The sequence below is a fragment of the Pseudomonas sp. R84 genome (assembly GCF_009834515.1).
Lineage (GTDB): Bacteria > Pseudomonadota > Gammaproteobacteria > Pseudomonadales > Pseudomonadaceae > Aquipseudomonas.
The window spans coordinates 766,623-792,278 of the sequence record NZ_CP019426.1 but is presented as its reverse complement, the minus strand read 5'-3'; the positions used below and the strand labels follow the sequence as shown (position 1 = coordinate 792,278).

Genomic DNA, 25,656 nt, shown 5'->3' with positions numbered 1-25,656 from the left:
CCGAACCTCGCCTCAGGACTGATCGCCGTGCCACTGGCGTCGTACATGGTCAAGCCGCTGCTGCTGGGTCAGCCCCACCGGCGGTGGCACCAGCACGGCACGCGGATGCAGCAAGCGTAGCCATAACCAGCCATCGAGCACGGTGCGATCGCTGAATCCCAGCGCCAGACCTTGTTGAACATGGGAGGACATCGTCGCGTAATCGGTTCCCAACGATTGGCACCAGCGCCAGATGTGTTGTTCCAGCAGGCAAGTCTGCAAGCGTTCGCGCTGGCGCCGGGTCAGACTTTCTTCGATGCTCAACGGTTCGACGGCAAGCCCCGGATTGCGCAACTGCTGCCAGCCCTGGCTGCCAATTGCGCAATCGGCCCAGGTTCCGCCGAACCAGCGCAACTGGCGGATCGGGCCGAGCCAGCGGCTCAGTTCGGTGGCGTTACAGGCGTCGAAAAAATAGCTCGCGGTCTGTCGGTTGTAATAGCTGAGCAAGGCCCGATGACTCAATCCGAACGACACTGTGAGCATGCGCTGCAAGTGTCTCAGCAACTGTTGCGCCGAGACCTCACTGCCCAGCAACAGCCCGCGCCAGGTGTTCGGATCGCTGTGACACAACGCGGCCAGCGCCGGGCAATCGCGTAACTCGATCAGCCGCGGGCCATGCTCGCTGACCGGTTCAAACTCGGTGCCATCAAACAGCTTGAAGCACCGCACGTCGGCAAAGGCCTGGCGCAATACCCGCAAGGCCTGCGGTGCATCCGTGCCATCGAGCAATAGCCACTGCGCCATGGGCTCAAACGCCACACCACTCATGTTGCGCCACTCTGTTCAAGGGCGGTGACCAGTCGACAACTGCACACTGGTTCTGCGCAGTGACTGAAACTGCCGCCGCCGGGGATCAGGCATAACAGCACCAACGGCTCACCACACGCCAGTAGTTGCTGCAGGCCTTCACTCACCAGGTTGTCGGGCAGTGTCGGGGCATTGTCGGTGTCGGTGAGGGCAAGTGGCGGTTGCAATACACCGCTGATCATCGGTTGATCCGGATCACCCTCGAAAAAGCTCACCACCACCTCGACGCCATCTCTCAGCGCCGCCATTGCCGTTTGCGCCAGGGACGGTGCGAGCGGTAGCCAACAGTGACTCGGCGCAGCGCCTTCGCCTTGATAGAGCCAATCGAATTGCACCGCCACCGGGCGCAAACGATCGGGTTGTGGCTCATCGACCTCCACCACCCAGGCTCGTTGCAGGCTGTGCATGCGCGATGGCGCTGTGGCTGATGTACACGGCACCTGCAGCGCCCCAAACAAGTGGTTGGCATAGGGACGTTCGAGGGAGGGATCGGCGCGATGTTCAATACGAGTGAGCAACCATGGGCGATTGCATTCGGCGAAAGGATGACCGGCCAATCGCAGCCAATGACCGCTGCGCAACGCCGCCAGCTCACTTTGACCTTCGGCCTGTTGCAGGCCCGATGAGCCGGCCTGCACGGTCTCTTGCAACTGCCAGTGGTGCAAGGTGCGCGCAGCGTTATGCCCATCGTCCTCGCGCTGATACCGCGCGGCACCGGCCAAGGGCAACCGCGCCGGATCATCGGCGAAAATCAGACAATGCCGGTCACGGTCGTGCTCAAAGTAATAGTGAATCCGCGCCTGCGCGCACAGGCGCTGGAGCAGTTGCAGATCGGATTCGCGGTATTGGGTGCAGAACGTTCGGGGCGCGTACTCCCCGTGTAACTCGAAGCGGCGCTGGGCACCGACGATCCCATGCTCTCTGAGCACCTGTTCGATGATCTGCGGCACCGAACGGCCACTGAAGATTCGTTGGCTGAAGCGCAGCGCCAGGCAACCCAGTTTCGGCCCCAGACGGATCCGGCTCAACCGCAGACCTTGTCCATGCTCATGCTGGACAAGGCTCTGCAATTGCCCGTGCACACCCTCCCCCGACGGCCCGAAACAGAGGAACGCCGAACGGTAAAGCAGACCGGCGAGATCCAGGTGCGGATCGTCGATCAACACATCGATCTCGAACGCAAAGGATTCGCTGAGGGCTTCGCTACCGGTAAAGGCCAGGACTTCGAAGGGGTCGGACAGGCCCGCAACATCGAGACGAAACGACGACTCGTTGACTGGTTCGAACATGGGCGGATCTCTACAGGAGGGGCGGTCGGGGATTCTCGCCGAGAGCCATGGCCGAGTAGAGAGCTGAAGTACAACTTAGGAAATGACCTACGCGAAAAGCAGACCGTATGACTTTGCTAGCCGGGAATGCCAAGCATTTCGCGAAGATCTTGGGAGATATCCCACCGGGTTATACGAATTTTCCACCACGTTCAGAAAAAATTCGGACAACCCGGCGAAATCGCCACCTGGTCTCAGGAAGACAGGTAGGAGGAACGGGTCAGGCCCAGACGCAAGGCATCGAGGAATTGTGTGCGCTCGCTGGCACTGATACGGGCACTGGCGCACTTGTCGCGGTAGTGGGTCATCAGTTCTTCCGGCGACAAGTGCACGTAACGCAGCATGTCTTCGATGGTGTCGTGGGTCTCGATGCCCGCGTGGTACACGCTGCCATCGGCGTTCTGGTAGATGTTCACCGAGTCGGTGTCACCGAACAGGTTGTGCATGTCGCCGAGGATTTCCTGATAGGCGCCGACCAGGAATACGCCCAACAGGTAGTCTTCGCCTTCATTCAAACCGTGCACCGGCAGGCTGGTTTCGATGCTCTGCTCGTCGACGTACTGGTTGATCTTGCCGTCGGAGTCGCAGGTCAGATCCTGCAGCACCGCGCGACGCAGCGGCTCTTCGTCGAGACGGTGCAGCGGGATGATCGGCAGGACCTGGTCGATCGCCCAGGTGTCCGGCAGGCTCTGGAACACCGAGAAGTTGCAGATGTACTTGTCGGCCAGCTTGTCGTTGAGTTCGTCGAGCACTTGGCGGTGCGAACGCTGACGGGCTTTCAACGAGTTGTGCAGGCGACGGCAGACAGCGAAGTAGCACTGCTCGGCCAGGGCTTTTTCGGCCAGGGTCAGTTTACCGTCGGCGTACTGCGCAGCCACATCGCTCATGTAGTGCGTGGCGCGCCAGTAGGTTTCGGTGACCATTTCGATGTCGGTCGGGCCGAGCAGGTCAACCAGCCACTGCACGGTTTCCGGCAGCGATTCCTTGTTTTCGATCTGCGGGATTTCGTCGTTGTGTTTCTCGACGTCGGTCACCTGCACCACCAGCATCGCGTGGTGCGCAGTCAGCGAACGGCCACTCTCAGAGAAGATGTGCGGATGCGGCAGGGCCTGCGCGTCGCAGAATTCCTTGAGCATGCCGACCACGACACCGGCGTAATCGTCCATGTCGTAGTTGATCGAGCTGGCGTTGCGCGAGTGGGTGCCGTCGTAGTCGACACCGAGACCGCCACCGACGTCGATGTGATCAACCGGCAGACCGAGGTTGCGCAGCTCGCCGTAGTAACGGATCGCTTCCTTGAAGCCGTGCTGATAGTCAGCGAGGTTGGCAATCTGCGAACCCATGTGGAAGTGCAGCAGGCGAATGCCCTGATCCAGGCCGGCGGCGCGGAAGCGCTCGACCACCGACAGCAGTTGTGCTGCCGACAGACCGAACTTGGATTTCTCGCCACCGGTGTCCGCCCACTTCGACGACGCCAGCGACGACAGACGCACGCGCAGACCGACCTGTGGCTTGACCTTCAGCGAGGCGGCTTCTTCGATCACCAGGCCAACTTCGGATTCTTTCTCGATCACGATGAACACATTGTGGCCGAGCTTTTGGCCCATCAGCGCCAGACGGATGAACTCACGGTCCTTGTAACCGTTGCAGACGATGGTGCCGCCCTTCGGCGCCAGTGCCAGCACGGCCAGCAGCTCAGGCTTGGAGCCGGCTTCCAGACCAATGGAAACGTCCTGAGTGGCGATGATGTTCTCGATCACCGCTTCTTGCTGGTTGACCTTGATCGGGTACAGCGCGGTGTACTTGCTCTGGTATTCCAGGCGCTCGATGTTCGCATCGAAAGCACCGGTCAGCTGGCGTACACGGTCTTGCAGGATGTCGGGAAAACGAACCAGCAACGGCAAGGACAAACCGCTTTTGCGCAGTTGGTCGACTTGCTCGAACAGGTCGATAGGCGAGCTGCTCGGGCCGTTCGGACGAACTTCGACGCGACCGGCGTCATTGATCGCGAAATACCCGGCCCCCCAATGGCGAATCCCGTAAACACTGCGGCTGTCCGCAACTGTCCATTGGCTGCCATCGTCTTTGCGTGTGCGTCGTACGGACATCGAAGTCCCCTATAAAGAAGTCATAGTGCGTCGCCTGATCGCAGGCCGGCGCAGTCTAAAGTATGAAAATGACGATTCGTCAGCGCGGCGGTAGACCGCGCTGACTGCGTGGAGTTTAGAAACCGGTCATGAACAGGCTCTGTGAAAACCATGGAGACGACACCGGATCTGCGATGTTTCAGACCCGGATCAAGCCGCAGATGGATTTCACAGAGGCTGCTAGCCGCCGGACTTCTTCGCTTTGAAACCGTGCTTGATCAGCTCAGCCAAGAGTAGCTCGACATGATCGCCCTGGATTTCGATGATGCCGTCTTTCAACGCCCCGCCAGTGCCGCAACGTTTCTTCAACGTTGTCGCCAATTCCTTGAGCGCGTCTTCGACCAGTGGCACACCGGTGATGGTGGTCACCGTTTTGCCGCCACGGCCTTTGCTCTCGCGTCGCACACGGGCAATGCCATCTCCGGCCGGAATCAGGGTTTGTTTGCAGATACAGGCGTCCACCGGCTTGCTGCACTCCGGGCAATGACGACCTGCGTCGGTGGAAAATACCAAGCCACCTAAGGCGGCGAAGGATGCGGCTTTTTTGGCCACCGGCAATCCTCTTGGGAGGACAAAGACTGATCGCAACCTTGGGCAAGGTCAGCGACCGCGAAGCCCCACTCAGGCAGGGGCAGCGCTACTGCACCGGATGCTTCAATAAAAGCAGGACGGTGCAGCTTGAAAAGGTCGCGCAGTGTAACGGCAAAAAAGCGACTTGCTAAGTGCCAATCGGCGCCAATTCATGTGTTCTTTGCGACGTCGCTTTGCTGCGCCTTCAGATAGCGCTTCAACGCGGCCAGAGAGTCCGGGCAATAAGGCTTCTGCTCGATTTCCCGCATGACCTGCTCGACCGGAATAAAGCGTGCTTCGAGGACTTCTTCAGGCTGCAATGTAAGCGGGCCGTCCCACACGGCGGAAAACGCCGAACACCAAAGACGGTTGCCGGTATCTTCGAAGTAGAAATGGTCATGGGCAGTCAGCTCTACGCCGCTGACACCCAATTCCTCTTCCAGCTCACGGGCTGCCGACTCGGCGTAGCTCTCGTCTGCCTGCACCATGCCGCCTGCCGCGACGTCCCAGAAACCGGGATAAATCGCCTTGCTCAACGTGCGCCGGTGCACGCAAAGATCACCGGCGGAATTGAACAGCATGATGTACGTGCCACGGCCGATCAGCCCGCGCTCGCGCAAATCGGCGCGCACCAGAGCGCCGAGCAGGTTGTCCTGCTCGTCGACCCAGGCGATCTGTTCGGCATCCGAGGCGGCGCGATGGGCCGCCTCTTTGGCGTTCTGACTCATGAATCAGCCCTGATTGAGCAGTTGACGCAAATCGATCACAGCGGCGTTGGCACGGGAAATATAGTTGGCCATGACCAGCGAGTGGTTGGCCAGCACGCCGAAGCCGCTGCCGTTAAGAATCATAGGACTCCAGACCGGTTCCTGCGAGGCTTCCAGTTCACGGATGATCTGACGCACGCTGACCGTGGCGTTCTTCTTCGCCAGCACATCGGCGAAGTCGACTTCGATGGCGCGCAACAGGTGCGAGAGTGCCCAAGCCTGGCCACGTGCTTCGTAGAATACGTTGTCGATCTGCATCCACGGAGTCTCGACGATTTCCTCATCGACCTGCGGCACTTCGCCCACAGCCGGGGTTTCAGTTTTCAATGCGGTGTTCAGCTTGACCCGACCGACACTGGCCGATAGGCGTTGCGACAGCGAACCCAGACGGGTGCCAACATCGCCCAACCAGTTATTCAGGTTGTCAGCACGCGCATAGAACAGTGCGTTTTTCTGGCTCGGATCCGACAGGCGCGCCTGATAACGGCTCAGCGAGTTTATGCCTTCCTGATACTCGGACTCGCTGGAAGGGAGAATCCAGCTCTTGTTGTCGAAGTTGAAACGCGGCTCGGCCTTGGCCAGATCGGCATCTTCGGCCGACTGCGATTGCGAACGGGCAAAGTCTTTACGCAGAGCCCGGGTCAGGTCACGCACCTGCACCAGAACGCCGTATTCCCAGCTCGGCGTGTTGTCCATCCACAGGCCTGGCGGGAAGCGGTCATTGGAAATGTAACCGCCCGGTTTGTTGAGCAGCGTGCCGGCAACAGTCTTCAAGGTTTCGACCGTGGTGTAGCCGATCACCATCTGCTTGCCTTCTTTCTCGGCAGCCACTTGCGCGTTTTGTGCGACCGGAAACAGCGCCGGCTCCTGGCTCCAGTACCAGCCCAGGCCAATGGTCACCAGCAGATAGAGGCCGATCAGCGTCGCCAATGCGCGGCTGAACAGCACCCCGCCTACATAGCTGCGGGTGGCCGACTTGGGCTCGGCGGCACGTTCAGGCGCGCTGCCCGCGCGGTTTTTCCAGTCCAGCATGGCGATATCCTTTCAATCACTTGGGTTCAACGGTTCGACCACAACCATACAACAACGTGCCAAGGCCGGGCACGCGCGCGTAACGATAAGCCGCAAATCATGTGGGCGAATGACGCTTCGACGACGACTAAGGGAATCCCCGATGCTCGTGCCTCAGCCAATTGAATTGCAGGGTATTGAAAACCCTTGCAAAGCTCATTCATCGCGCGGATGAAAGTACGATTGACAACTCATCCATAGCGCCTTGATCAATCAGGGAGTGCCCATACCACGGGGGCTTGATCGACGACAAGGTCAAAAACAAAACCGCCCGGTCAGAAACTGAATGGTGACGCACTGCAGATTATTGACGTACGACACTCGTCTAAGGGAAAAGAGGTGCTAGCATAGAGCCACCAGTCGATCTCAGCATGCAGCCTAACTAGTAGTCAGGATATGACCGAGCCAGAAGACCCCAGCCGTGAGCGTCTCAAGCACCACTTTGCCCAGCGGGTAATTCATCAGGCACGTCAGATTCTTGAGATATGGCAGCGCCTGCAACGCAGTGAGTGGTCCACTGTCGATCTCGCCGAACTGAGCGAGGCCAATTTGCGTCTGCTGCGTTTTGCCGAGCGTTTCGAACAGCCGGAACACACCCAGCTTGCGCGCCACATCGGTCAGTCGCTGGAAGCGGTGGACGCCAATCGCGGACGCCTGAGCAGTGGTTTGATCACCGACCTCAATCGCTTGATGCAGCGCTTGTCGCGTACCGGCCTGCGCCATGGTGACCAACTCGACCAGACCTTCCTGCCGCCGTTGCGCAAACCAATCTACGTGATGCTGCAGGACTACGACCGCGCCGAGCGGCTGGCCAAGCAACTGGAGTTTTTCGGCCTGAGCGCGCAGGCGCTGGACAGTGTTTCAGCCTTTCGCTCATCAATGGTCGAGCGTCTGCCAGCAGCGATCGTCATGGACGTGGACTTCAGCGGCGCCGGCATCGGCCTGAAGCTCGCCGCCGAAGCCCAGATCGGACTGGAAGAGCCGCTGCCGCTGCTATTCTTCAGCCTGCACGAAACCGACACTCCGACCCGTCTCGCCGCCGTGCGCGCCGGTGGCCAGGAGTTCCTCACCGGCACCCTCGAAGCGTCGAGTCTGCTGGAAAAGATCGAAGTGCTCACCTGCGTTGCCCAGTACGAACCTTATAAAGTGTTGATCATCGACGACTCGCGTGCGCAGGCATTGCATACCGAACGCCTGCTCAATAGCGCCGGCATCGTCACGCGCACCTTGATCGAACCGATTCAGGCGATGGCCGAGCTGGCGGATTTCCAGCCGGACCTGATCATCCTCGACATGTACATGCCGGCCTGCACCGGTACCGAACTGGCCAAAGTGATTCGCCACAACGACCGCTATGTCAGCGTGCCAATCATTTACCTGTCGGCCGAAGACGATCTGGACAAGCAACTCGACGCCATGAGCGAGGGCGGCGATGACTTCCTGACCAAACCGATCAAGCCGCGTCACCTGATCACCACGGTGCGCAACCGCGCCGCCCGCGCGCGCAATCTGAAAGCACGGATGGTCCGCGACAGCCTCACCGGCCTGTATAACCACACGCATATTCTGCAACTGCTCGAAGACTGCTCGTTCCGCGCCCGTCGCGAGAACAAGCCATTGAGCTTTGCGATGCTCGACATCGACCACTTCAAACGGGTCAACGACAGTCACGGCCACCCGATGGGCGACCGGGTAATCAAGAGCCTCGCGCTGTTTCTCAAGCAGCGTTTACGCAAGACCGACTTCATCGGCCGTTACGGCGGCGAAGAATTCGCCATCGTCATGCCCGACACCGATATAGAAGCAGCGCACAAAGTGCTCGACGAAATCCGCCAGCGCTTCGCCGAAATCCATTACCCGGCGCAGCCGCAGGATTTGTGGTGCACCTTCAGCGCCGGTGTAGTGGAAATGCACGACGACTGCGACAGCCTGATGATGGCCAGCCAGGCCGATGAGGCGCTGTACCGCGCCAAGGGCGCCGGACGCAATCGCGTGCAGACCGCACGCGACTCAAAGCAAAGTGCCACTTTTTCATCGGATTCCACTGATTCGGTCATAACCCTGTAACAGAACCGCAATAAATTCAGGCGCTTACCATTTCTGCCGTTGGTAGCCGTCATGCGCCTGAAGTTGCTCACCAATCTCAATACGCTGCTGCTGGTCGCCGTGTGCCTCGCACTCGGCGCCACCCTGTGGTGGTCGCAAAAAGCCCTCGAACGCCCGTATCTGTTGATGGAGCGGTATTTGCGGTTGTCGCAGCAATTTCAGAATGACGTGGCGCGCAACGTCGAGGATTACCTCGCCAGCGGTGACGCCTTGCGCCTGAGCAGCGCCAGTCAGGCCATCGATAGCCTGCGCAAAGAACTCGATGAGTTGCCGCCGGCGCTGGCTGAAACGCTGCGTCCGAGCCTCTCGGGCCTGGATGAGTTCAGCAAAACCGACTTGCTCGCGGCCGGAAAACTGGCGGGTGATCCGCAGGCGTTGCTATTGCAGGCCGAGCGAGAATTGAGTGCCAGCCTCGATCAGCTCAGCACTTACGCCAACGGCAATGCGGCCTATCTGACGCCGTTGCTCGTCGCCTCTCAGCATTTGGGCAAACTGTCGCTGGCGCGGGACAAACTGGTCAGTAGCGGGCGCAGTGAACTGGCCGCCGATGTAGAACGCGAGGTCAGCAACATCCGCTCGCAGGCCCAAGCGATTGATGCCCTGCCCTTGCTCGGCGTTGTGGCCAAGGGTGAATCGGGCAGCGACGATTTCGCGGCGATGATGGGCATCGAAAACACGGAAAAAACTGTCGAAGAAGATGCTGGCGTCGGCCTCAAGCGCGAACTTAACGGCTTGCTCGGACGTTATCCGGCGGAGCTTGAGCGCACCCGCGATCAGATTCAGAAACGCACTGACCTCAGTGCCGCCACCCACCAGAAAATCGCCGCGGTGCAGCTAGCTATCGCAGGACTGGAGCCGGTGGTTCGCGCGCAGCACGGACAAATCCAAGGCGAAGTACGCTTGATGCAAGGCGTGATGATCGGTTTGATTCTGCTGATCGCGCTGTTGATCGACACCTTGCAGCGGCGACTGGCCCGTACGCTGACCAATCTCGCGCCGGCGCTGTCGAGCTGGGCCGAAGGCGATTTCAGCCGCGATATCCACTTGGGCAAGACAAACCGCGAACTGCACGACATTGAAGCCTCGCTCAACCGCTTGCGCGCCTATCTGGTGGACCTCGTCGGCACCATTCGTGGCAATGCTGAACAAGTCGCGGGCAGCAGCCGCACCCTCGCCGAACTGAGTAATGACCTGCACAGCGGCGCCGAGCATCAGGCCGGTGACACCGCATTGATTCGTGACTCACTCAGCGAACTGGAGGCAACCATTCAGCAAGTTGCCGGCGACGCGCAGCAGGCGGCAGATGCCAGCCGTCACGCTGGATTGGCCGTCGAGCATGGCCAGACCGTGATTGGCCAGAGCCTGACCGGGCTGCACGCGCTGGTTGGTGAGGTTCAGGGCAACGCGCAAATGATCGAGCATCTGGCTGAAGAGTCGGCAACCATCGGCGGCGTGTTGACGGTGATTCGCTCGATTGCCGACCAGACCAACCTGCTGGCGCTGAACGCGGCGATTGAAGCGGCACGTGCCGGGGAAATGGGTCGCGGGTTTGCCGTGGTGGCCGAGGAAGTGCGCTCACTGGCACAACGCACCGCAGGCGCGACAGCCGAGATTCAGACGCTGATCGCTGGCCTGCAAACGGCGGCGCGGCAATCGGTCGAAGGCATGCGCGCGCAAGTCGAACACGCCGAAGCCACGGCCAATCAGGCACAAGCGGCGGATGGCGCGCTGGATAAAATCGTCGGCGCGATCCAGACCATTTCCGACACGGCGATTCGCATTGCCGATGTCACTGCGCAGCAGAGTGGCGCGGTCAGCGAGATTCGCGATCACAGTGAGCGGATTCATCAATTGGGCGGGGATAATCTGGTGCGTATCGGCCGCGGACGCGAACAGGGTGAGAATCTGCTGGTGTTGGGCGGGCAATTGCATACGGCCGTTCAAGCCTTCCGCGTCTGATAGACCGCCTTCGCGAGCAGGCTCGTTCCCACATTGGAATGCATACCCCTGTGGGAGCGAGCCTGCTCGCGAAGGCGTCAGTCCAGACACCACAAGTGACCGGATCAAATCACTTGGTCACATATTTCGCGCAAACATCGGCCATCGTGCTGGCTATTGCATAGAACTGGACAGTCACAAAGTCTTTGCGGCATAGTCGCCGGGTTCTGACGAATGCTCATTGATAACAAGGACTACGCAGATGGCAACCCTACTGGTGCTGCACGGCCCCAACCTGAACCTGCTCGGCACCCGCGAACCCGGCACCTACGGTTCAACGACCCTGGCGCAGATCAATCAGGATCTGGAGCGCCGCGCCCGTGAAGCCGGCCATCATCTGCTGTATCTGCAAAGCAATGCCGAGTACGAATTGATCGACCGCATCCACGCCGCGCGCGGCGAAGGTGTCGATTTCATTCTGATCAATCCAGCAGCTTTTACGCACACAAGCGTCGCATTACGTGACGCGTTGCTGGGAGTGAGCATCCCATTCATCGAAGTGCATTTGTCCAACGTGCACAAACGCGAACCTTTCCGCCATCACTCTTACTTCTCCGATGTAGCGGTGGGAGTGATCTGCGGCCTTGGCGCCAGCGGTTACCGACTGGCCCTGGAGGCTGCACTAGAACAGCTTGAAACACAGGCAACGACTTGAACTACAAGCGTTAAGCGCCCCTGACCGACCCTTGGGAGTTGATGATTCATGGATATCCGTAAAGTTAAGAAATTGATCGAATTGCTGGAAGAGTCCGGCATCGACGAGCTCGAGATCAAGGAAGGCGAAGAGTCCGTACGCATCAGCCGTCACAGCAAGACCCCGGCTCAGCAGTACTACGCGCCAGCTCCGATGCAAGCACCGGCCGCTGCACCTGCCGCTGCTGCTCCGGTTGCTGCCGCAGCCCCGGCTGCCGCTGCTGCCCCAGCGCTGAACGGCACTGTTGCCCGTTCACCGATGGTCGGCACCTTCTACCGTAAATCTTCGCCAACCTCGCCGTCCTTCGTTGAAGTCGGCCAGACCGTGAAGAAAGGCGACACTCTGTGCATCGTCGAAGCCATGAAGATGATGAACCACATCGAAGCTGAAACCAGCGGTGTGATCGAGTCCATCCTCGTCGAAGACGGCCAGCCGGTTGAGTACGACCAACCGCTGTTCACCATCGTTTGAACTGCGGAGAGCCTTTGATGACTGCGAAGTTGGAAAAAGTTCTGATCGCTAACCGCGGTGAGATCGCCCTGCGGATTCTGCGTGCCTGCAAAGAGATGGGCATCAAGACCGTCGCCGTTTACTCCAAGGCCGACAAAGAGCTGATGCACCTGGGTCTGGCAGACGAATCCGTCTGCATCGGCCCGGCTTCTGCCGCGCACTCTTACCTGCACATCCCGGCCATCATCGCGGCAGCTGAAGTGACTGGCGCTACCGCCATTCACCCAGGCTACGGTTTCCTCGCGGAAAACGCCGATTTTGCCGAGCAGGTCGAGAACTCCGGCTTCGCCTTCATCGGCCCGAAAGCCGAAACCATTCGCCTGATGGGCGACAAGGTATCGGCCAAGCACGCGATGATCGAAGCGGGCGTACCTACCGTTCCAGGTTCTGACGGCCCGTTGCCGGAAGACGAAGAAACGGCGCTGCGCATCGGTCGTGAAGTCGGCTACCCGGTGATCATCAAAGCCGCTGGCGGCGGTGGTGGTCGCGGCATGCGTGTGGTGCACAAGGAAGAAGACCTGATCGCCTTCGCCAAACTGACCCGCACCGAAGCAGGCGCGGCGTTCGGCAACCCGATGGTGTATCTGGAAAAATTCCTCACCAACCCGCGCCACGTGGAAGTTCAGGTTCTGTCCGACGGTCAGGGTCACGCGATCCATCTGGGCGACCGCGATTGCTCGCTGCAACGTCGTCACCAGAAGGTTCTCGAAGAAGCGCCAGCACCGGGCATCGACGAGAAAGCGCGCGAGGAAGTGCTGGCTCGCTGCGTCAAGGCGTGCATCGACATCGGTTACCGCGGCGCGGGTACTTTCGAGTTCCTGTACGAGAACGGTCGTTTCTACTTCATCGAAATGAACACCCGTGTTCAGGTGGAGCACCCGGTTTCGGAAATGGTCACCGGTATCGACATCGTCAAGGAGATGCTCAGCATCGCCGCTGGCAACAAGCTGTCGTTCACGCAGGATGACGTGGTAATCCGCGGTCATTCGCTGGAATGCCGGATCAACGCTGAAGACCCGAAAACCTTCATGCCGAGCCCGGGTACGGTCAAGCATTTCCACGCGCCAGGCGGCAACGGCGTTCGCGTCGATTCGCACCTGTACAGCGGTTATGCGGTTCCACCGAACTACGACTCGCTGATCGGCAAGCTGATCACTTACGGCGCGACCCGCGACGAAGCCATGGCTCGCATGCGCAATGCCCTGGACGAAATCGTGGTGGACGGGATCAAGACCAACATCCCGCTGCATCGTGATCTGGTTCGTGACGAAGGCTTCTGCAAGGGTGGCGTGAACATTCACTACCTCGAGCACAAGCTGGCTGGCGAGAAGCACTAAGCTTCAGCCCGCACCAGACAAAGCCGCCTTCGGGCGGCTTTGTTGTTTCTGCGGGTTTCATACTGTCATTTTTTAACATTACTGGCAGGCAGTAGCCTGTGCAGGCTGCCTATAATCGCGGCCTTGCCAGCACCGTGCTGACGAAAGGAGAGTCAGCCCATGCCTCAAAAACTCCCCATCAATCTCAACGATTTATTGCGTCAGCGCACGGTCGAAAGTGAGCGCATCGAGTACAAAAGAGGCTGGAATCCTGACCCGATCATTCGCACGCTCTGCGCATTCGCCAATGATTTCGAAAACCTAGGTGGTGGTTATATCGTCATTGGTCAGGAGTGTGATGAGCACGGCGTACCGTTCTTTCCTCCGCAAGGCATTGCCGATCAAGACATCGACAAGATTCAACTCGAACTGTTAGCTGCATGCCAATCTATTCGACCTGCCTACTTCCCGGTATTGAGTGTGGAAGAAGTCGAGTCCCGCAAGCTCATCGTACTGTGGGCCCCAGGCGGACAAAACCGCCCCTACAAAGCCCCCGCCGCAGTAACCGCCAAACATCGAAGCCTGCACTATTACATCCGTCGCTACAGCAGCACCGTCGAAGCAAAAGGTGAAATCGAACACGAGCTCTTGAGCCTTGCCGCCAAAGTCCCGTTTGATGATCGCTTCAACCTTGGCGCTCGCGTCACTGATCTTTCCAAACCGTTGATGCAAGGCTTTCTGCAGGAGATTGGCAGCGCCCTCGCCGAGGACGCAGATGATGTATCCACTGAAGCACTCGGCCGGCAAATGAACATTGTGGGCGGCCCAACGGAATCACCGTGGCCAAAAAATGTAGGACTGATGTTTTTCAATGACTCGCCCCATCACTTTTTTCCCGGCACACAAATCGATGTCCTATGGTTCCCGGAAGGAAGCGACGGTGATCGCTTTGATGAAAAGGTCTTCAAAGGCCCACTCGCCTCAATCACTCGCGAAGCCTTGGCCTATATTCAGCGCAACTTTCTGCATGAAACGGTCATCAAGCATGCAGACCGAGCAGAGGCCACTCGCGTATGGAATTTCCCGTTCACGGCGATTGAGGAAGCACTGGTCAATGCGGTTTACCACCGTTCATATGAGGAACGGGAGCCTATTGAGGTGCGCATCAGTCAGACAGAGCTAGTGATTCTGAGCTTTCCGGGGCCAGACCGTTCGATACGAATGGAAGACCTGCGGCTGGGGCGAGCGGTAAGTCGTCGTTATCGTAACCGGCGAATCGGCGAGTTTCTCAAAGAGCTGGATTTGACCGAGGGCCGGTCGACGGGAATACCCAAAATACTTAAGGTCATGACCAATAACGGCTCACCTCCTCCACTCTTTGAAACCGATGACGAGCGCATTTCCTACGTTGTTCGACTGCCTGCCCACCCGCAGACAATCAAAGCAAAAAGCGCGGCTGGACACTCCACCATGGAAGTCACCATGGAAGTCACCATGGAAGTCGCTGCATTACTGAAAGTGGTTTCCGGTGAAATGAGCAGACGAGAACTGCAAGACGCCATGCATTTGAAAAATGCCGACCACTTCCGCAAGGCATACATTCTGCCGGCCCTCGCTGCTGATGCCTTGGAGATGACGGTTCCCGAACAGCCAAACAGCCGACTACAACGCTATCGCCTGACGACCAAAGGCCAGCAATGGCTCAACGTCAATGAACAATTCAGAAACGACATAAATCCCCTGTAGGAGCTGCCGAAGGCTGCGATCTTTTGATCTTCAACCATGTTCGTGTTCTGCGCCGCGCTCGCGTAAACTTGCGCGCTTCTCGCCGGCCGCTAGGCTGCAATCAATATTTTTCAAAGGTGCCCGCCATGCCTTGGCTGCAAGTACGTCTCGCCATCAGCCCGGAACAAGCCGAAACCTACGAAGACGCTTTCCTTGAAGTGGGCGCCGTATCGGTGACCTTCATGGACGCCGAAGATCAGCCGATCTTCGAGCCGGAACTCAACACCACCCCGCTGTGGGCGCACACGCATCTGTTGGCGCTGTTCGAAGGCGGCACGGAACCAGCACCGGTTCTGGCCCATCTGGAACTGCTGACCGGCAGCCCGCTGCCCGAGCATCACAGCGAAGTCATCGAAGATCAGGACTGGGAACGCAGCTGGATGGACGGTTTCGAGCCGATGCGTTTCGGCCAGCGCCTGTGGATCGTGCCGAGCTGGCACGCCGCGCCGGAGCCCGACGCAGTCAATCTGCTGCTGGATCCGGGTCTGGCGTTCGGCACCGGCACCCACCCGACTACCGCACTGTGCCTGGAATGGCTCGACGGTCAGGACCTGAAAGATTGCAACGTGCTGGATTTCGGTTGCGGCTCGGGGATCCTGGCGATTGCCGCCCTGCTGCTCGGCGCCAAGGAAGCGGTCGGCACCGACATCGATGTGCAGGCGCTGGAAGCCTCGCGCGACAACGCCGGGCGCAACAACATTGCCGACGAACTGTTCCCGCTGTACCTGCCGGAAGATCTGCCGCAGGTTCAAGCCGACGTGCTGGTCGCCAACATTCTTGCCGGCCCGCTGGTTTCGCTGGCGCCGCAACTGTCCGGGCTAGTCAGGTCCGGTGGGCGTCTGGCGCTGTCGGGCATCCTTGCCGAACAAGGTGATGAAGTCGCTGCCGCTTATGCCCAGGACTTTGATCTCGACCCGATCGCCAATCGCGATGGCTGGGTGCGCATCACCGGCCGTCGGCGCTAATATGTCCGCCTGCATAAACCGGATCGCCGCATGACCGACAGTTTCGTCACCCAGTGCCCGCACTGCCAAACCAGTTTTCGTGTCAGCCATGCTCAATTGAGCGTGGCCCGCGGGGTGGTTCGCTGCGGCTCCTGCCTGCAAGTGTTCAACGCCGCCAAACAGCTGCTGGAACAACATGCAGGCAAGGACGCGGTGACGCCGGTTGCGCCGCCGCTCGCCGAACTGCCTGTCGAGGCGGCGTCGAGCATTGCAGCGCCGCCAGTTGTCGAGCCACCAGCCATGGAGCCTGCGGCACCGCGCGCCATCAGCCAAAAGCAGTGGAGCGCCTCGGCGCTTGATCTCGACAGCCTCGATCTGGATGAAGAACTGGCCCGTCTCGAACAACGGGAAATCCAGCCCGCCACCGAACTCGGACGCGCGCGCGAAGACTCCCTGAGTGCCCGTCGCGACAGCCCGGAGCCGGATGACGCGGCATGGCCGGGCAGTCTGTTCAGCGAGCCTGCCGACGAGCGGCTGCCTGAGCCGGAAGACGAGCCGCAGATCGACGACATTGAACCGGTCAAATCCGAGCGCACCGAGCCTTCGCTGTCGCTGGAACCGGTGGATCTGGATGACGAACCGACAATCCCGCATCTGCGCCTGCACGACCCGATCGACCCAAATGCCCGCCGCGAACGCTTGTCGGCCAATGACAAACCCGATGAAGATGATTTGCCATCGATTGAGCCGCTGCGCAAAAAACGCGAGCGCGCAGAACCCGGCGTACGCGCCGAAGTCCTGCAGGACCTGACCGACGACCCGCTGCAACTGGACTGGCAGAAACGCCGCTCGCCGTGGGGTCGTCGCTTGCTTTGGCTGGTGTTGGTCTTGCTGGCGGCAGGTGGGCTGGCTGCGCAGTACATCTCTTATCACTTCGATGAACTGGCGCGCCAGGATCAATACCGCCCGTGGTTTCAGCAAATCTGCCCGCAGATCGGCTGCACGGTGCCGTCCAAAGTCGATATCGCCCGAATCAAGAGCAGCAATCTGGTGGTGCGCAGCCACCCGGAGTTCAACGGCGCGCTGGTGGTCGATGCGATCATTTACAACCGTGCAACGTTCTCTCAGCCGTTTCCATTACTGGAACTGCGCTTCGCCGACCTCAACGGTCACCTGATCGCCAGTCGTCGCTTCAAACCCGGCGAATACCTGAGAGGAGACCTCGAAGGTCTGGCGGAAATGCCGCCGCAGACGCCGATCCACATCGCGCTGGATATTCTCGATCCAGGCCCCAAAGCGGTGAATTACAGCCTGAGTTTCCACTCGCCCGAGTGAATGCCTGCGTCGCTTTCGAATTGACGGCGGTTTTCTGACTTTGCTACCCACAACCAAACCGGTGGCGATAACAGAATAACTGTTCAGATTTTGTTCAATTCAGCCTTTATCCAGTCATCGAGAGCGGGTATCATGCCAACCCTTTTTCGAACTCTCATGATCCGGCCCCACCTCAGGGAAGTCCTATGTCGGCGGTACGCATCGGCCCATACACATTGCAGAACGGCTTGATTCTCGCCCCGATGGCGGGGGTCACCGATCAGCCCTTTCGTCAGCTGTGCAAGCGTTTGGGCGCAGGGCTTGTAGTCTCGGAAATGGTCACCAGTGACATGAGCCTGTGGAACACCCGCAAGTCGCGCATGCGCATGATCCACGAAGGCGATCCCGAGCCACGCTCGGTACAGATTGCCGGTGGTGATGCACAGATGCTGGCAGACGCGGCCCGGGCCAACGTCGAACTGGGCGCACAGATTATTGATATCAACATGGGTTGCCCGGCGAAGAAGGTCTGCAACAAGGCCGCCGGTTCCGCGCTGTTGAAAGATGAAACATTGGTCACCGAGATCCTGCAGGCCGTTGTGGCTGCGGTTGATGTGCCGGTCACCCTGAAGATCCGCACCGGTTGGGATCGCGACAACAAGAACGGTCTGACCGTGGCGAAGATCGCCGAGCAGGCCGGGATCACCGCGCTGGCAGTGCATGGCCGCACTCGCGCCGATCTTTACAAGGGTGAAGCCGAGTACGACACGATTGCCGCGATCAAGCAGGCCGTGTCGATCCCGGTGTTTGCCAATGGCGATATCGACTCGCCGGAAAAGGCCCGTTACGTCCTTGACGCGACCGGTGCCGATGGCCTGTTGGTAGGCCGCGCCGCCCAAGGGCGGCCATGGATTTTTCGCGAGATCGAACACTTCCTGCGTACCGGCGAGAAATTGCCGGCGCCGGAGCTGATCGAGGTGGAACACATACTGCTAGAGCATCTGGCCGCACTTCACGCTTTCTATGGGGATGTGATGGGCGTGCGCATTGCGCGCAAGCATGTGGGCTGGTATCTCGCAACCTTGCCGGGCGCCAGGGAGTTTCGCGCCCACTTCAATCGTTTGGATGGTACGGAAACACAATGCGCCAACGTTCGGGAGTTCTTCGCCGAGCGTTACAAGAGCCTGACAGGGGACGAAGAAGGGGTGGCCGCATGACGATGATGACCGAGACTTTAGTGAGTGGAACAACACCCGTGAGCGACAACGTGAATTTGAAACAGCACCTCAATACCCCGAGCGAAGAAGGTCAGACCCTTCGCGGGAGTGTCGAGAAGGCGCTGCACAATTATTTCGCCCACCTTGAGGGCGCGTCCGTCACGGATGTGTACAACCTGGTGCTCTCCGAAGTCGAGGCTCCCCTGCTCGAAAGCGTGATGAACTACGTCAAGGGCAACCAGACCAAGGCCAGTGAGCTGCTGGGGCTTAACCGCGGCACGCTGCGCAAGAAACTCAAGCAGTACGATCTGCTGTAAGCATTCAATCAAACCAGAAAGGCGCCCGCGTAAAAAACGGTCGCCTTTTTTGCTGACTTCCTTTGCTTTTGATGGAAATTGAGATGACCGACCAGACTACCCGCCTGCCGATCCGCCGCGCCTTGATCAGCGTTTCCGACAAGACCGGGATCCTCGAATTCGCCAAGGAGCTCGAAGCTCTGGGCGTCGAGATCCTCTCCACCGGCGGGACGTTCAAGCTGCTGCGCGACAACGGTGTTGCCGCAGTGGAAGTCGCGGATTACACCGGTTTCGCCGAGATGATGGACGGTCGGGTGAAAACCCTGCACCCGAAAATCCACGGCGGCATCCTCGGTCGTCGTGGTATCGACGACGCGATCATGAGCGAGCACGGCATCAAGCCGATCGATCTGGTTGCAGTCAACCTCTACCCGTTCGAAGCCACCATCAACAAGCCAGGCTGCGACCTGCCGACCGCTATCGAGAACATCGACATCGGCGGCCCGACCATGGTCCGTTCGGCAGCAAAAAACCATAAAGACGTAGCGATCGTGGTAAATGCCAGCGATTACGCCAGCGTCCTGGAAGGCCTCAAGGCCGGCGGCCTGACCTACGCTCAGCGTTTCGACCTGATGCTCAAGGCTTTTGAACACACCGCTGCCTACGACGGCATGATCGCCAACTACATGGGCACCGTGAATCAGGCGGCTGAAACCCTGAGCACCGAAGGCCGCAGCGAATTCCCGCGCACCTTCAACAGCCAGTTCATCAAGGCCCAGGAAATGCGCTACGGCGAGAACCCGCACCAGAGCGCGGCGTTCTACGTTGAAGCCAAGCCTGCCGAAGTCGGCATCGCCACCGCGACCCAACTGCAAGGCAAAGAGCTGTCGTACAACAACGTGGCCGACACCGACGCTGCGCTGGAATGCGTGAAGAGCTTCGTCAAGCCAGCCTGCGTGATCGTAAAGCACGCCAACCCGTGCGGCGTGGCGGTCAGCCCGGACGCTGAAGGCGGTATTCGTCAGGCCTACGAACTGGCGTACGCGACTGATACTGAATCGGCATTCGGCGGCATCATCGCCTTCAACCGTGAACTGGATGCCGAGACCGCCAAAGCGATCGTCGAGCGTCAGTTCGTCGAAGTGATCATTGCCCCGAGCGTCAGCGAAGAAGCCCGCGCCATCGTCGCGGCCAAAGCCAACGTGCGCCTGCTGGCCTGCGGCGAGTGGTCGGCTGACCGCGCCGCAGCGTGGGACTACAAGCGCGTCAACGGCGGCCTGCTGGTACAGAGCCGTGACATCGGCATGATCAGCGCCGACGACCTGAAAGTGGTGACCAAACGCGCGCCGACCGAACAGGAAATCCACGACCTGATCTTCGCCTGGAAAGTCGCCAAGTACGTGAAGTCCAACGCCATCGTCTACGCCAAGAACCGTCAGACCATCGGTGTCGGCGCTGGCCAGATGAGCCGCGTAAACTCGGCGCGTATTGCCGCGATCAAGGCTGAGCACGCTGGCCTGCAAGTTGCCGGTTCGGTGATGGCCTCGGACGCGTTCTTCCCGTTCCGCGACGGTCTGGATAACGCGGCCAAAGTCGGTATCACTGCGGTGATCCAGCCGGGTGGTTCGATGCGTGATGCTGAAGTGATTGCTGCTGCTGACGAAGCCGGCATCGCCATGGTCTTCACCGGCATGCGCCACTTCCGTCACTAAGAACACGTTCCAATGTAGGAGTGAGCCTGCTCGCGATAGCCATTGATCAGTCAAAGCTGCAGTGACTGACACACCGCAATCGCGAGCAGGCTCACTCCTACAGAAAAGCGTCCCTGCGGCGCTCAACAGAATTAGCGTCATCCGAGGTTTTTGAAATGAATGTTTTGATCATTGGCAGCGGTGGCCGTGAACACGCCCTGGCCTGGAAAGTGGCTCAGGATCCGCGCGTGCAGAAAGTTTTCGTCGCACCGGGCAACGCTGGCACCGCCATCGAAGCCAAGTGCGAGAACGTCGCCATCGACGTGCTGGCCCTTGAGCAACTGGCCGACTTCGCCGAGAAAAACGTTTCGCTGACCATCGTTGGTCCGGAAGTGCCGCTGGTGGCTGGCGTCGTTGATCTGTTCCGCTCGCGTGGTCTGGACTGCTTCGGCCCAACCGCCGGTGCCGCGCAACTGGAAGGATCGAAAGCCTTCACCAAGGATTTCCTCGCGCGCCACAAGATCCCGACCGCCGACTACCAGAACTTCACCGAGATCGAGCCAGCCCTGGCTTATCTGCGTGAAAAAGGCGCGCCGATTGTGATCAAGGCCGATGGCCTGGCCGCCGGTAAAGGCGTGATCGTCGCCATGACCCTCGCCGAAGCCGAAGACGCCGTGCGCGACATGCTCGCCGGCAACGCTTTCGGTGACGCCGGTTCGCGCGTGGTGATCGAAGAATTCCTCGACGGCGAAGAAGCTTCGTTCATCGTCATGGTCGACGGCAAAAACGTGCTGCCGATGGCCACCAGCCAGGATCACAAGCGTGTTGGCGACGGCGACAGCGGCCCGAACACGGGCGGCATGGGTGCTTACTCCCCTGCCCCGGTGGTCACCGCCGATGTGCACAAGCGCGTGATGGATCTGGTGATCTGGCCGACCGTGCGCGGCATGGCCGAAGAAGGCAACGTCTACACCGGTTTCCTTTATGCCGGTCTGATGATCGACAAGGCCGGTAACCCGAAGGTTATCGAGTTCAACTGCCGCTTCGGCGATCCGGAAACCCAACCGGTGATGCTGCGCCTGCAATCGAGCCTGGTGCTGCTGGTCGAAGCCGCCCTGGCGCAAGCGCTGGACAAGGTTGAAGCACAGTGGGATCCACGTCCGAGTGTCGGCATCGTGCTGGCCGCTGGCGGCTACCCGGGCGATTACGCCAAGGGCGCGACGATCAACGGTCTGGATGCAGCCGCCAGCCTGGAAGGCAAAGTCTTCCACGCCGGCACCGCGCTGAACGATGGCAACGTCGTCACCGCTGGTGGTCGCGTACTGTGCGCCACCGCAATGGGCGCCAGCGTCGGTGAAGCGCAGCAGCAAGCCTACAAGCTGGCGGCCGCCATCGACTGGGAAGGCTGCTTCTACCGCAAGGACATTGGCTACCGCGCCATTGCCCGTGAACGTGGCGAAACCCAGGAATAAGCTGTCGATCAAGTCCGGCGAGGGATACCGTTCCTCGCCGGGCTGTTCCGCCGCCGCGCATCGTTATATTCTGGCATCAACCTACGAAGGGATTTCGCCGTGCGCTGGCTCAGGATTGCCATAAGCTTCACCGTCACGTTGCTGACCTTGCTCTGCATGCTCCCGGCCCAGGCCGCACAAGGCAGTGGCTGGTCGGTATTGCTTGACGATCAGGGCAATCTGCAACTGAGCGATATCCGCTCCGCTCGCTACACCAATCAATTCAGCCCCATCGACCTTGATCGCCTCACCGCGTCCGAGCCCGATGGCGCCTTGTGGCTGCGTTTCCGCCTGGCGCCGGGCAAGCACGAACAAGTGCTGCGCATCTTCGCCCCTGACCTGTCAAAGCTCAGCCTCTATGTGCTCGACGGTGACAAGCTGATCGAACAACGCAACACCGGCACAGATCAGCCACAGGCCGAACGGCCGTTGCCGAGCAGCGACTTAATGCTGCCACTGCCGCTGAGCGACAAACCTCTCGACGTCTATCTGCGTCTGGTCTCCGACCATCAGTTGCGCCCGCATGTCACTCTGCAATCGGCGGTGATGAGCGCGGCCAACCACAATCAGACGCTGGTCTTCGGTTTACTGTTCGGCTGTCTCGGCATGCTGCTGTTGCACAACCTGGTGCGCTACGCCTATTCCCGTTCGCGTAGCAGTTTGTGGCTGGCGGTCTGCGAAGGCCTGCTTGGGCTGAGCCTGTTGCTGCTGCTCAATCTCGCCGGGCCCTGGCTGCCGAACTGGCATGCGGTGCAGACGCCGGGCGCCTATCTGGCACTGTTGCTGACCGCTCCAGCGGGGTTGATGTTCGCCTATCGCTTCTTCGCTCCGCTCGGCCCGCACCCGCTGAACAAACTGTTGATTGGCGACATCCTGTTTATCGTGACCTGCAGCCTGTTGCTGCTGTTCGTCAACACCCTGCCGCTGAACATCATCACCTATGCCCTGGTGGCGCTGGCCGGCCTGAGCATGTTGTTCGTCGCGTTCTATCACTGGCAGAAGGGTTACCGACCGGCGCGCTTGTTCGTCGCCGCGATGGTGGTGTTCAACATTGGCACGCTGATCATTCTTCCCGCCTTGCTGGGACTGACGCTGGTGTCGCCGCAAGGCTTGATCATGACCCTGATGGCATTCATCTGCATCAGCGGCCTGTTGATGAGCATTGCTCTGGGTGAACGTCAGCGCAGCATCACTGAAAGCCGTTTCAGCGTCAGCCGCGACCTCGCCGCGAGCAATGCCGAGATCAACGCCAAAGCCGAGTTCCTTGCCAAGATCAGCCACGAAATCCGCACGCCCATGAACGGCGTGCTGGGCATGACCGAATTGCTGCTGGGCACGCCGCTGTCGGTCAAGCAACGCGACTACGTGCAGACCATCCACAGCGCTGGCAACGAACTGCTGACGCTGATCAACGAGATCCTCGACATCTCCAAGCTCGAATCCGGCCAGATCGAACTGGACGACGTGCAGTTCGACCTTAATGCCCTGATCGATGACTGCCTGAGCATCTACCGCGCCAAGGCCGAACAACAGAACGTCGAGCTGATCAGCTTTATCCAGCCGCAAGTGCCGCGTGTAATCAGCGGCGACCCGACACGCCTGCGCCAGACCCTACTGAGCCTGCTGGAAAACGCCCTGAAGAAAACCGACGAAGGCGAAGTGCTGATCGTCGTCGCGCTCGACGAACGCAGCAGCAAGCCACGCCTGCGCATCGCCGTGCAGGACAGTGGCGCGCCGATGGAGCAGGAAGAACGCGACGCGCTGATGCACGCCGAACTGCACAGCAAGCACTTCCTCTCGGCGAATCGCTTGGGCGGCAATCTCGGGCTGGTCATCGCGCGACAACTGATTCGTTTGATGCAGGGCGAATTCGGCATCAAGAGTGGCGCCAGTCAGGGCAGCACCTTGTGGCTGACCCTGCCACTGGATCCCGATCGCCTCGAACACCCGACCTCCGATCTCGACAGTCCGCTGCAAGGCGCGCGGGTGCTGGTGGTCGACGACAACGACACCTGCCGCAAAGTGCTGGTCCAGCAATGCAGTGCGTGGGGGCTGAATGTCAGCGCCGTTCCTTCCGGCAAGGAAGCGTTGGCCTTGCTGCGAACCAAAGCGCACCTGCGTGATTACTTTGATGTGGTGCTGCTCGATCAGAACATGCCGGGCATGACCGGCATGCAGCTTGCGGCCAAGATCAAGGAAGACCCGAGTCTGAACCACGACATCCTGCTGATCATGCTCACCGGCATCAGCAATGCGCCGAGCAAGATCATCGCGCGCAACTCGGGGATCAAACGCATCCTCGCCAAACCGGTGGCCGGCTACACGCTCAAGACTACGCTGGCCGACGAACTCAACCAGCGCAACAAAGGTCAGGTGGTATTCCAGCCGCAAGTGGTCAGCCCGGCCACGGCGGCCAAAGTGCCTAGCGATTTCCGCATCCTCGTCGCCGAAGACAACACGATTTCGACCAAAGTGATTCGCGGCATGCTCGGCAAGCTCAACCTGCAACCGGACACCGCCGCCAACGGCGAAGAAGCGCTGCAGGCGATGAAAGCGCAGCGTTACGACCTGGTGCTGATGGACTGCGAAATGCCGATCCTCGACGGTTTCTCGGCGACCCAGCAGTTGCGCGCCTGGGAAGTCAGCAACCAACGCATTCGCACGCCGATCGTGGCGTTGACGGCGCACATTCTCGCCGAACACAAGGAGCGCGCGCGGCAGGCCGGGATGGATGGGCACATGTCCAAGCCGGTCGAGTTGTCGCAATTGCGCGAGCTGATCGAACACTGGGTAGCCCAGCGTGATCAGCAAAACCGTGCCACGACGCCTGCCTCCTGAGCCGACAGACCCTTTAGCGCCTGATAGACTCCCCCACGACTTCCCTCGCCAGTGAGCTTGCACCATGCTCCATGTGTTGTTCAGCGTTTACCTGAAGATGCTGGTGCTCTATAGCCCGTTCTTCGTGCTGTCCTGCTTTATCAGCCTGACCCGCGGTTATTCGCGTAAGGAGCAACGGCGCCTGGCGTGGAAAGTGGCATTGGCGACGCTGGTCTCCAGTGTCTTGCTGTATTTGTTCGGGCGGGTGATTTTCGATGTGTTCGGCATCACCGTGGATGCATTCCGCATTGGCGCCGGCAGTGTGCTGTTCATTTCGGCACTGGGCATGGCGCAGGGTAAGCCGGCGGTGCAGGCCGACAACGTGCAGCAGGACGTCACCATCGTGCCGCTGACCATTCCGCTGACCGTCGGCCCGGGCACCATCGGTGCCTTGCTGGTGATGGGTATCAGCCAGCCGCATTGGGATGACAAACTCACCGCGATCATGAGTATTGCGCTGGCCAGTTTCACCGTAGGTGTGGTGCTGTATCTGTCGAATCGCATCGAGCGGATTCTGGGTGATCAGGGGTTGCAGATCGTCAGCCGTTTGATGGGTTTGTTCGTCTGCGCCCTGGCGGCGCAGATCATTTTTACCGGGGTCAAAGGTTATCTGGTGCCCTGAGCGTTGGTTTAGCAACAAGGGTGTATGGAAAAACGCCGCAAACGAA

At 59.7% G+C, this 25,656-nt stretch carries 20 protein-coding genes; 14 read left to right on the top strand and 6 right to left on the bottom strand.

What is annotated here, in order from left to right; all coding sequences use genetic code 11:
• Positions 1–12: 12 nt before the first annotated feature.
• From PspR84_RS03435 to PspR84_RS03410, 6 genes are all read right to left on the bottom strand, one after another.
• Entirely contained in the window at positions 13–807 is a 795-nt protein-coding gene (locus tag PspR84_RS03435) for a DUF4123 domain-containing protein (protein ID WP_160055484.1), read from the bottom strand.
• On the bottom strand, positions 804–2,135 hold the full coding sequence (locus PspR84_RS03430; RefSeq protein ID WP_160055482.1) for a contractile injection system protein, VgrG/Pvc8 family: 1,332 nt from the start codon (positions 2,133–2,135) through the stop codon (positions 804–806). Before PspR84_RS03430 ends, PspR84_RS03435 begins: the two co-directional genes overlap by 4 nt.
• Before the next feature lie 233 nt (positions 2,136–2,368).
• Positions 2,369–4,282 (bottom strand): arginine decarboxylase, encoded by a 1,914-nt coding sequence (gene speA / locus PspR84_RS03425; protein ID WP_034151560.1) that lies wholly within the window; start codon positions 4,280–4,282, stop codon positions 2,369–2,371.
• Positions 4,283–4,501: 219 nt separating this feature from the next.
• On the bottom strand, positions 4,502–4,873 hold the full coding sequence (locus PspR84_RS03420) for a translation initiation factor Sui1 (RefSeq protein ID WP_160055480.1): 372 nt from the start codon (positions 4,871–4,873) through the stop codon (positions 4,502–4,504).
• A gap of 188 nt (positions 4,874–5,061) precedes the next feature.
• Positions 5,062–5,619: an NUDIX hydrolase gene (locus PspR84_RS03415; RefSeq protein ID WP_160055478.1), complete on the bottom strand. Its 558-nt coding sequence runs from the start codon at positions 5,617–5,619 to the stop codon at positions 5,062–5,064.
• Between the two features lie 3 nt (positions 5,620–5,622).
• Entirely contained in the window at positions 5,623–6,690 is a 1,068-nt protein-coding gene (locus PspR84_RS03410) for a DUF2333 family protein (RefSeq protein WP_160055476.1), read from the bottom strand.
• 435 nt (positions 6,691–7,125) lie between these two features.
• Between PspR84_RS03410 and gcbA the strand changes: the two genes are divergently transcribed.
• From gcbA to PspR84_RS03340, 14 genes are all read left to right on the top strand, one after another.
• Complete coding sequence (gene gcbA, locus PspR84_RS03405; RefSeq protein ID WP_160055474.1) at positions 7,126–8,796, top strand: diguanylate cyclase GcbA; 1,671 nt, start codon at positions 7,126–7,128, stop codon at positions 8,794–8,796.
• A gap of 51 nt (positions 8,797–8,847) precedes the next feature.
• Complete coding sequence (locus tag PspR84_RS03400) at positions 8,848–10,794, top strand: methyl-accepting chemotaxis protein (protein ID WP_160055472.1); 1,947 nt, start codon at positions 8,848–8,850, stop codon at positions 10,792–10,794.
• 241 nt (positions 10,795–11,035) lie between these two features.
• Positions 11,036–11,488, top strand: a complete 453-nt coding sequence (aroQ, locus tag PspR84_RS03395; RefSeq protein ID WP_007914604.1) for a type II 3-dehydroquinate dehydratase — start codon at positions 11,036–11,038, stop codon at positions 11,486–11,488.
• Between the two features lie 48 nt (positions 11,489–11,536).
• Entirely contained in the window at positions 11,537–11,998 is a 462-nt protein-coding gene (gene accB, locus PspR84_RS03390) for an acetyl-CoA carboxylase biotin carboxyl carrier protein (RefSeq protein ID WP_160055470.1), read from the top strand.
• Between the two features lie 17 nt (positions 11,999–12,015).
• The gene (gene accC / locus PspR84_RS03385; protein ID WP_007914602.1) at positions 12,016–13,374 is read left to right on the top strand and encodes an acetyl-CoA carboxylase biotin carboxylase subunit; all 1,359 of its coding nucleotides are present in this window, start codon (positions 12,016–12,018) and stop codon (positions 13,372–13,374) included.
• 159 nt (positions 13,375–13,533) lie between these two features.
• Positions 13,534–15,099, top strand: a complete 1,566-nt coding sequence (locus PspR84_RS03380; RefSeq protein WP_160055468.1) for a Fic family protein — start codon at positions 13,534–13,536, stop codon at positions 15,097–15,099.
• Between the two features lie 125 nt (positions 15,100–15,224).
• A complete protein-coding gene (prmA, locus tag PspR84_RS03375) occupies positions 15,225–16,103 on the top strand; it encodes a 50S ribosomal protein L11 methyltransferase (RefSeq protein ID WP_038360553.1) in 879 nt (292 codons plus the stop codon).
• A 30-nt stretch (positions 16,104–16,133) separates the two neighbouring features.
• Complete coding sequence (locus PspR84_RS03370; protein WP_160055466.1) at positions 16,134–17,417, top strand: DUF3426 domain-containing protein; 1,284 nt, start codon at positions 16,134–16,136, stop codon at positions 17,415–17,417.
• Positions 17,418–17,602: 185 nt separating this feature from the next.
• Positions 17,603–18,613, top strand: coding sequence for a tRNA dihydrouridine synthase DusB (dusB, locus tag PspR84_RS03365; RefSeq protein WP_160055464.1), 1,011 nt, complete (start codon positions 17,603–17,605; stop codon positions 18,611–18,613).
• On the top strand, positions 18,610–18,930 hold the full coding sequence (fis, locus tag PspR84_RS03360; RefSeq protein ID WP_002555375.1) for a DNA-binding transcriptional regulator Fis: 321 nt from the start codon (positions 18,610–18,612) through the stop codon (positions 18,928–18,930). Before dusB ends, fis begins: the two co-directional genes overlap by 4 nt.
• 83 nt (positions 18,931–19,013) lie before the next feature.
• Positions 19,014–20,621, top strand: coding sequence for a bifunctional phosphoribosylaminoimidazolecarboxamide formyltransferase/IMP cyclohydrolase (gene purH, locus PspR84_RS03355; RefSeq protein ID WP_007914589.1), 1,608 nt, complete (start codon positions 19,014–19,016; stop codon positions 20,619–20,621).
• Positions 20,622–20,776: 155 nt separating this feature from the next.
• Positions 20,777–22,072: a phosphoribosylamine--glycine ligase gene (gene purD, locus PspR84_RS03350; protein ID WP_160055462.1), complete on the top strand. Its 1,296-nt coding sequence runs from the start codon at positions 20,777–20,779 to the stop codon at positions 22,070–22,072.
• Positions 22,073–22,171: 99 nt separating this feature from the next.
• A complete protein-coding gene (locus tag PspR84_RS03345) occupies positions 22,172–24,949 on the top strand; it encodes a hybrid sensor histidine kinase/response regulator (protein ID WP_160055460.1) in 2,778 nt (925 codons plus the stop codon).
• 64 nt (positions 24,950–25,013) lie between these two features.
• Positions 25,014–25,610 (top strand): MarC family protein, encoded by a 597-nt coding sequence (locus PspR84_RS03340; protein ID WP_160055458.1) that lies wholly within the window; start codon positions 25,014–25,016, stop codon positions 25,608–25,610.
• Positions 25,611–25,656: the final 46 nt, after the last annotated feature.